Here is an 8,497-nt window from a genome sequence, read left to right on the forward strand (position 1 = left end):
CCGCATAGTCTCCTTCTTTCGTGTAGTGAGGAATTGTTCCACTATCTTTTATATGCCCGCCGGTGTCTGTGCGCAAACGTTGAACAGGTTATTTTACAGTCAGCGAAGAACCTTAAAAAGGGAAGCTAAAACCGTTTCTTGGCGGGGATTATGCGCGGTGAATGAGAGGTTCTGCCCCGCTCTGGCGCGCATCTGTGCGACGGTGTAGGGTTGGAGTTATCCGGTATATCTAACCTTGAGAAGGAGCACACCATGATCGGTGTTTATGCAGGTGTTTCGGTCAAGCCCGAGCACGTTGAAGAATTCCTGGCATCCGTCCCCGCCCTCGTCGATGCATCGCGCAAGGATGCGGGCAATATCAGCTACGATTTCGGCCCCGCCGCCGGTGAGACCCCTGCGGGTGAGCCGCGCGCCTTCGCGTTCATTGAGCGTTGGGAGTCACAGCAGGCGCTCGAAGCGCATATGGCGACTGAGCATTTCGGCACCGCTGTGAAAACCTGGGAGCCGCTGCTCGCCGCAGAGCTGGATGTGCGCATCTTCGAGATGTAACTCTACTCCCCCTGTTCTCCTCTGCTAAAAAGAGCCTTTATTTGAATAAAGAGGGTTTTTCGCCGCTTTATTCAAATAAAGGCTCTTTTTATGCTCGGTCAGTAGGCGATTAGATTCCCTCCGGGAGGATGCGCACCCCGCCCTTATCGGCAGAGGCGGCCAGCATCCCGTAAACCTTCAGCGCATTCGAGACTTGACGTTCGCGCGGCTTGGTGGGCTTCCACGGGAGGGCGCCCTTCGCCTTGCGCCGCGCCTCCAAAACCTCGTCCGGCACATTCGCCCGCAGGATGCGGTTGTGCACGTCGATCTCGATCTCGTCGCCGGTTTCCAACAGGCCGATAGCACCACCGGCGGCAGCCTCCGGCGAAACGTGGCCAATCGAAATGCCCGAAGTACCGCCCGAGAAACGCCCGTCGGTAATGAGTGCGCAGCTTTTGCCCAAGCCCAGGCCTTTCAGGTACGAGGTGGGGTACAGCATCTCCTGCATGCCGGGACCGCCCTTCGGACCCTCATACTGAATCACCACAATATCGCCGGGTTTCACGTGCTTCGACAGAATCTCAAACACGGCTTCATCCTGCGACTCAACCACAAATGCCTTACCCACGAAGTGGAAGAGTTCTTCATCAATACCGGCGGATTTGATGATCGCGCCGTTCTGGGCGATATTGCCGCGCAAAACCGCCAGACCGCCGTCTTTCGTGTAGGCATGCTCCACAGCGCGAATGCACCCGTTTTCGGCGTCCGTCTCATGCGATTCGTACTTGTTCGCGGTCGAGAACGCCTGCGTGGTGCGCACCCCGCCGGGTGCGGCAAGAAACAGTTCGTGAGCCTGCTCGCTCGCGGTACCGGAACGGATATCCCATTCGGCAAGCCATTCGTCCAGCGAATCCGCATGAACAGAATGAACGTTCTTGTGCAGCAGCCCGGCACGGTTCAGCTCACCCAGCAGCGCGGGGATACCGCCCGCACGGTGCACATGCTCAATGTGATACTTCGTAGAGTTCGGCGCAACCTTCGCCAGACAGGGCACATGGCGCGAAATACGGTCGATATCGTCCAGCGTGAAGTCAGCGCCGGCCTCATGCGCAATAGCCAGGGAGTGCAGCACGGTATTGGTCGAACCGCCCATAGCCACATCCAACGCCATAGCGTTCTCGAAGGCTTCCTTGGTGGCGATCGAACGGGGCAGAACTGACTCGTCATCCTGCTCGTAGTAGCGCTTCGCCAGACCAACAATGCGCTTACCCGCCTGCAAAAACAGCTCTTTACGCGCGATCTGGGTCGCAAGCGTGGTACCGTTGCCGGGCAACGCCAGACCAATCGCCTCGTTCAGGCAGTTCATGGAGTTTGCGGTAAACATACCCGCGCATGAACCACACGTGGGGCAGGCGTTCTTCTCAATCTGGGCGAGCGCGGTATCGCTCACGGAATCGTCCACCGCCATGACCATCGCATCCACCAGATCCAGGCGGTGCTCCACAACGCCTTCAACGCCCTCGCCGGATTCCATAGGGCCGCCCGAAACGAAAATTGTGGGGATATTCAGGCGCATCGCCGCCAAGAGCATGCCGGGGGTGATCTTGTCGCAGTTCGAGATACACACGAGCGCATCCGCGCGGTGAGCGTTCACCATGTATTCGACCGAGTCGGCAATGAGGTCGCGTGAGGGCAGGGAATAGAGCATGCCGTCGTGGCCCATCGCAATGCCGTCATCAACCGCAATGGTGTTGAATTCTTTCGCCACGCCGCCAGCCTCACGAATAGCGCCAGCCACCAAGTCGCCCATATTTTTCAGGTGCACGTGACCGGGCACGAACTGGGTGTAAGAGTTGGCAATCGCAATAATCGGTTTGCCGAAATCATCATCACCCATGCCGGTTGCGCGCCATAGAGCGCGGGCACCCGCCATATTACGACCGTGAGTTGAGGTGCGTGAGCGTAATTCGGGCATGTCTTTACCTTCCGTTGTGATGCATCTATAGATTCTACGCGCAGGCGTGCGCCCAATCATCGAAGGGTTACTTTGGTTTCATATATTGGCATACCGTGATGCTTGGTCATGAGCTGTGCCTGCGGCGCGCCAAAGGGTGAGTGTGGATGCGGCGCTCACCTTATGCCGCGGGGCGGGCAAGGATGCCGGATCTGCGGCAGATTTGCCCCCTTGAGAATATATCCCCGTGCAGCGTGGAATGAGTCTATTATGCCCCCTATGCTGGTGGGGTAAGAACTCCCGCCGCGTGATTTGCGCCAGCTAGCGAACAAACGCTACGCAAGCGCACGAAGACTCGTACGGCCGCCCCCCCTTATCTTCTCCATTGGATGTATCTTCTATGTCTCACTCCCCCGCCTCCTTCCGCAACACCGTGATCTACCAAATCTACCCGAAGTCATTCTATTCTGCGCACGGGCGGCCAACCGGCGATATTCGCGGCATTATCGAGAAGGTGCCCTATGTGGCATCGCTGGGAGTGGGCATGGTGTGGTTCAACCCGTTCTTCGCCTCGCCCCAGCACGATAACGGCTACGACATTTCCGACTACTACGCCATTAACCCCGAGCTGGGCACGATGGAGGACGTCGAAGAGATGATCGCCGCTTTCGGGGAGCACGGCATCGGGGTCATGTTCGATATGGTGCTCAACCATGTTTCGACCGAGCATGAGTGGTTTAGGCGGGCGCAGGCGGGCGAGCGCGAGTACTGGGATTATTTCTATCTTCGCCCGGGGCGGGTTCAGTCTGACGGCACGGTGGTTCCGCCCACGAACTGGGAGTCGAAATTTGGCGGTTCGGCCTGGGCGCCTTTCACCGATACGGCGGGTGAGGTTTATCGGGACGAATCGGGGGCGCCGCTGTACTATCTGCACCTTTACGACGTCACACAGGCTGATCTGAACTGGTACAACCCTGCCGTGCGTGAGGAGCTCTATAAGGTCGTCAATTTCTGGTATGACAAGGGTGTTCGCGGGTTCCGCTTCGACGTCATTAACGTGATCGGCAAGTCCGAAGAGCTTGAGGATGCGCCCGCCGGGGTTATCGATAAGACCCTGTATACCGACACGCCCATCGTGCATACGCGTCTGCGGGAGCTGAACCGCGCATCGTTCGGGCGGTATGGGGATACCGTAACCGTGGGTGAAATGTCCTCGACGAGCATTGAGAACTGCGTGGGCTATTCCAACCCTGAGAACCGCGAGCTCGACATGGTGTTTAGTTTTCACCATCTGAAGGTGGATTATGAGGACGGCGAGAAGTGGTCGAAGGTGCCGTTCCGCTTTGCTGAGCTGAAGGGTCTGCTCAACGATTGGGCGCTGGGCATGCAGGCAGGCGGCGGGTGGAATGCGCTGTTTTGGAATAATCATGATCAGCCCCGCGCGCTCAACCGTTTTGGCGACGTTCAGCGGTACCGGGCGGAATCTGCGACCATGCTGGCGACCGTGATTCACCTGCTGCGCGGCACCCCCTATATTTATCAGGGCGAAGAGATCGGCATGATTGACCCGGTGTATTCTTCGATTGACGACTACGTGGACGTTGAGGCCCATAACGCTTTTAAGACCCTGCGTGCGCGGGGTCTCTCGGAGGGTGAGGCGCTTGAGGTTGTGCGCGCCAAGGCACGAGATAATTCGCGTGTTCCCATGCAGTGGGAGTCTGGTTCCGGTGGGGATTACGGCACTGTTGGTTTTGGTACCGCTGCCCCCTGGCTGGCGCCCGCGCCCAGTGTGTATGCGGCAACCGGCGCGGGTATTTCGGTGGCGGATGAGGAACGTGACGGGGTGATTTTGCCGTACTATCGCGAGCTGATTCGCCTGCGCGGTCAGTACCCTGTGATTTCTGAAGGCAGTTACGCGCCCTATGCGCTCAGCCATGAGCGGGTCTTCGGGTACTTGCGCGAACACATCACTAAGGGCACGCGCACACGGCTGTTGGTGCTCAACAATTTCTTTGGGGACGAGACGGCGGTGCGTGTTCCCGCCGAGTTCATGCCGGGCGAGGTTCTGGACGCGCTCACCGACGGTGAAGGCTCGCGAGTTCCAGCGGACGCACGGTCTGCACGGGTGCTTTTGTGTAATTACAAGAATCCGCTCGGTCAGATTAGCGGTATTTCCGGCCCAGATCCCCACGAGGTTGAGGTTACGCTGCGTCCCTACGAGTCACTGGCTCTGATCGTGGAAAAGCCCATAGCTTCTTCTTAGCTCGTCAGATTAATTGCTCGGTTACCCGCGCGGCTACACGGGCATTTATCTGTATGGCTACAAGCGCGAGCAGGTGGTTTTTGGTCCGAGCAGGTGTGATTTTCCTACCTGTTCGGCAAAAAACGACCTGCTCGCGGTTTACAAGGCGGTTAAAGTGGGAGCATGAGTTTTGATTACATGCCTTCCGAGACCTTCCAACGTGCCGACCTTGACTTGCTTCTGAGCGTGCGGGTTGACGTGGCTCAGGTGCCGGGTGGCGCATCCCAACGGCAGATTTTGGATGCAGTACGCGTCTTCCTGGGCTCCCTCACTCATGACGATTGCGCCGATGGGCACGCGATTGACCCGGTTCTGGGGTTTGCGCGCCCCTACTATGCGGGCGGGTTTACGGTGGGCGTGGTGCCCGCATCCGAGCGGGGCAAGGTGGCGCTCGCCGGGATCCATGAGGGAGCACGGGCTGTTGGGTTAGGCAGGTTCAGCGTGCCATCGAACGGTAAGGCTGGTTGGGGCATCGTGACGTCGGTGGTGGTCTCTAGCGCGGGCGAGGATGTACTGGATTCCCTAGAGGCTGGCATCGAATACCTGACGGATGCGCTCGGTGACCTGCGGGTAGGCCTCTCCCTCACGGAACTCCCGGTCGCTTAGACTCCTCTCCCCTCTCCAGTTTCTCCGACCGTCAAACCGTCAAAAGAGCCTTGATGATGAATAAAGCGGGATTTCCAACTCTTTATCCATCATCAAGGCTCTTTTTATGCGCCCGGAAGAATTAGTGCGTAGGCGCAGGGTCGTCCTGCGCATTGGAAAAGACGGTACCGCCGCGGGACATGCACACTTCTTGCGCCCGGCCCGAGTCAATGTAGTCGAAAAGTAGTTTCTGGTCGTCCTCAGAGTGGGCTTTAGCCCAACGGTTATTCAGGATGCGGAAGGTTAGCTGGGCTTGGAGATAGGCCAGGTTGGCGCACACGCTTGATGCCTGCACAGAGTTTATATCTCGCCCATTATTGACTATTTTGCCGCTCCCCTGCAGGACAATTCCGGTTTCATAACCGTCATCATAAACCTTGTATCCCGTAATGTTCCTATATTCGATTTTCTTTTTATGCCCCTTGAAAGTACAAGTTTCAACGAAGCTTCGGGTTATCATTATATATGTATTGAAATAAATTAAAGTTACGCCAATAACTATTATTGCAACAACAAACATAATAGCAATAGAGACATATATGTTCGTGGAACTATATAAGGATGCAAAAAACATGATACCCATAGCAACTAGGCTTAGTAAAAACTGCACGAGACCAAGAGGTTTTATGCGTTGTTCCTTAAAGTTGTCTGGATCATTCTTCTGACTACTCTTCGACAGATATGCTTTAAGACCGTTTGACATTTTAGAAGGCTGAAAATCTTCCATGATAAATTTTCCTTTCTTCATTCATTTTTATTGCAAGGATTGACAGTAAGATAATCTGGTACGTCTGTAAAATTACTCCTTACTTTCCCGGTATGGACTATTGTCATTCTCTGGGAAAACAAAACCACTTTGTTCCAAACAAATCTCACGCGCCCGACCGGATGACACATACTCCTGAATCAAGTTCTGATCCTCGTCAGACTCAGCTTCCGCCCACCGCTCATTCACAATACGAAACGCAAGCTGCCCCAATACATACCCAAAATTAGCCCAATTACTATGAAGTTCTACAGACTCAGCAGAATACTTATGACCCTCTACTAGGGGACCACCCAAATATAAACCATCCTCAAAGTTATTATTATGATCGTACCTCTCATGATACCCATACTTACGAATACGACGATACTCAACCTTCTCAATAAACCTAAAAAGATCTCGCCGCAATACATACGAACGGGTAATCTCCACATACGCATTCCTATACCACACATAAAACAACAGACCAAGCAGAATAAGAACAACCTCACCGACCGCGAATATCATAATGCCGGTAAAAGTAGTACCACCACCGTTAATAGTGCTCCCAGTAAAAAATATTGCTAAAGCAACACTAAAAATCCAAATACCCCAGGCCATAATAATCATCAGAGGCATACGCTGAATATTAGAATTTACCTTCTTGCCCCGGTTATACTTCGACAAAAAGGTACGACCTAAAGCGGAAAGAATAGGACTCAAAAACGCATTATCCATAACAACCCGCCTGAACCATGAAGATCCTACTCATTAGATGAGTCTTCCTCAGACGAATCTTTGTATGGACTATTATCGTTCTCTGGGAAAACAAAACCGCTTTGCTCCAAACAAATCTCACGCGCCCGACCGGATGACACATACTCCTGAATCAAGTTCTGATCCTCGTCAGACTCAGCTTCCGCCCACCGCTCATTCACAATACGAAACGCAAGCTGCCCCAACACATACGACATATTCACCCAGTTACTATGAAGCTCTACAGACTCAGCAGAATACTTATGCCCCTCTACTAGGGGACCACCCAAATATAAACCATCCTCAAAATTATTATTATGATCGTACCTCTCGTGATATCCATATTTGCGAATACGACGATATTCAACCTTTTCAACAAACCGGAGAAAAGTACGCCGCAACACATACGTACGCGTAATCTCCACATACGCATTCCGATACCACACATAAAACAATAGACAACTAAAAATGATAACCAATTCTGCTGCAATAAAAGCTATAATTCCACCAGAATTAAGCCACCCCCTAGAGAAATCGACAATAAATATTATCAACGCCACAATACTCGCGATGAAAAATCCCCAAGCGGCAACCAGCAAAAATCCCATCCGGTGTATATTCTTTTTACCTGTAGACTTCCCTCGATTACGTTTCGACAGAAAACTCCGCCCAAAAGCAGAAAGTAGGGGACCCAAAAATGCGTTATCCATAGTAAACCGCCAAAGGTGAATTAGTTGCGCTCATCAGACGAACTCTCAGAAGATTTCTTACCGTTTTCAGAGAAATTAGCCCCGCCAGAAGACATAACCATCTCCCACGCCTGGCCCGAACGCATATAATCCCTCAGTATATTCTGATCGTCATCCGAGTCAGCCTCAGCCCAACGCTCCTGCTCTATACGAAACACCATCTGGGCCTGAATATACAGCAAACTAGCTTGCACACTCGTTACAAGTACCGACCCTGTACCTGTCGAGCTGTCGCTAAATAAAACTATCCCAGCTTCCTCACGATTACCATATGCGCGAAACATATTCACATCTTTAAAATAAACCTTCTGAACACGCCTTAATAAATCACGACGCAACACATAAGTACGCGTAATCTTCACATAAGCATTCCGATACCATACATAAAACATGAAACCGAAAAATATAAAAAGGAATTCTGCTACCCCAAAAGCTATAAATGTTTCTAATGAATTTCCGCCACTATTCACCGTATTACCAATAAATAGAATAAGCGCACCAATACCTGCAATCCATGACCCATAAGCTGCAATTATCAGCAGTCCAATGCGGTGAACATTAGATTTACTAGTTTTATTCTGATTACGCTTCGACAGAAAACTTCTGCCTAGTGCAGAGATTATAGGACCTAGAAATGCGTTATCCATAACAGCCCGCCTGAACCATGAAGAGCCTATCCATTAATTAGATGAGTCTTCCTCAGACGAATCTTTATAAGGGCTATTATCATTCTCAGGGAAAACAAAACCGCTTTGCTCCAAACAAATCTCACGCGCCCGACCGGATGACACATACTCCTGAATCAAGTTCTGATCCTC

Annotated in this window: 8 protein-coding genes; 3 read left to right on the forward strand and 5 right to left on the reverse strand. The window is 52.6% G+C overall.

Features of this window, described 5'->3' with window-relative positions:
- Positions 1-252: 252 nt before the first annotated feature.
- Positions 253-549 (forward strand): putative quinol monooxygenase, encoded by a 297-nt coding sequence (locus HMPREF3164_RS10260; RefSeq protein WP_070450863.1) that lies wholly within the window; start codon positions 253-255, stop codon positions 547-549.
- 109 nt (positions 550-658) lie between these two features.
- Here the strand turns inward: HMPREF3164_RS10260 and ilvD are convergent, their stop codons facing one another.
- Positions 659-2,503: a dihydroxy-acid dehydratase gene (gene ilvD, locus HMPREF3164_RS10265; RefSeq protein ID WP_070450865.1), complete on the reverse strand. Its 1,845-nt coding sequence runs from the start codon at positions 2,501-2,503 to the stop codon at positions 659-661.
- Positions 2,504-2,882: 379 nt separating this feature from the next.
- On the opposite strand from ilvD, the gene HMPREF3164_RS10270 reads away from it, so the two are divergent.
- Positions 2,883-4,745: an alpha,alpha-phosphotrehalase gene (locus HMPREF3164_RS10270; protein WP_070450868.1), complete on the forward strand. Its 1,863-nt coding sequence runs from the start codon at positions 2,883-2,885 to the stop codon at positions 4,743-4,745.
- A 162-nt stretch (positions 4,746-4,907) separates the two neighbouring features.
- Positions 4,908-5,390: a hypothetical protein gene (locus HMPREF3164_RS10275; RefSeq protein WP_070450871.1), complete on the forward strand. Its 483-nt coding sequence runs from the start codon at positions 4,908-4,910 to the stop codon at positions 5,388-5,390.
- Between the two features lie 121 nt (positions 5,391-5,511).
- Here HMPREF3164_RS10275 and HMPREF3164_RS10280 read toward each other — a convergent pair whose 3' ends face one another.
- From HMPREF3164_RS10280 to HMPREF3164_RS10295, 4 genes are all read right to left on the reverse strand, one after another.
- Positions 5,512-6,156, reverse strand: a complete 645-nt coding sequence (locus HMPREF3164_RS10280; RefSeq protein ID WP_070450874.1) for a hypothetical protein — start codon at positions 6,154-6,156, stop codon at positions 5,512-5,514.
- A 72-nt stretch (positions 6,157-6,228) separates the two neighbouring features.
- A complete protein-coding gene (locus HMPREF3164_RS10285) occupies positions 6,229-6,912 on the reverse strand; it encodes a hypothetical protein (protein WP_070450877.1) in 684 nt (227 codons plus the stop codon).
- A 26-nt stretch (positions 6,913-6,938) separates the two neighbouring features.
- Positions 6,939-7,355, reverse strand: a complete 417-nt coding sequence (locus tag HMPREF3164_RS10290; RefSeq protein ID WP_141744132.1) for a hypothetical protein — start codon at positions 7,353-7,355, stop codon at positions 6,939-6,941.
- Positions 7,356-7,660: 305 nt separating this feature from the next.
- Positions 7,661-8,326, reverse strand: coding sequence for a hypothetical protein (locus HMPREF3164_RS10295; protein WP_070450881.1), 666 nt, complete (start codon positions 8,324-8,326; stop codon positions 7,661-7,663).
- Between the last annotated feature and the right edge of the window lie 171 nt (positions 8,327-8,497).

The organism is Rothia sp. HMSC08A08, assembly GCF_001808385.1.
GTDB classification, from domain to species: Bacteria; Actinomycetota; Actinomycetes; order Actinomycetales; family Micrococcaceae; genus Rothia; species Rothia dentocariosa.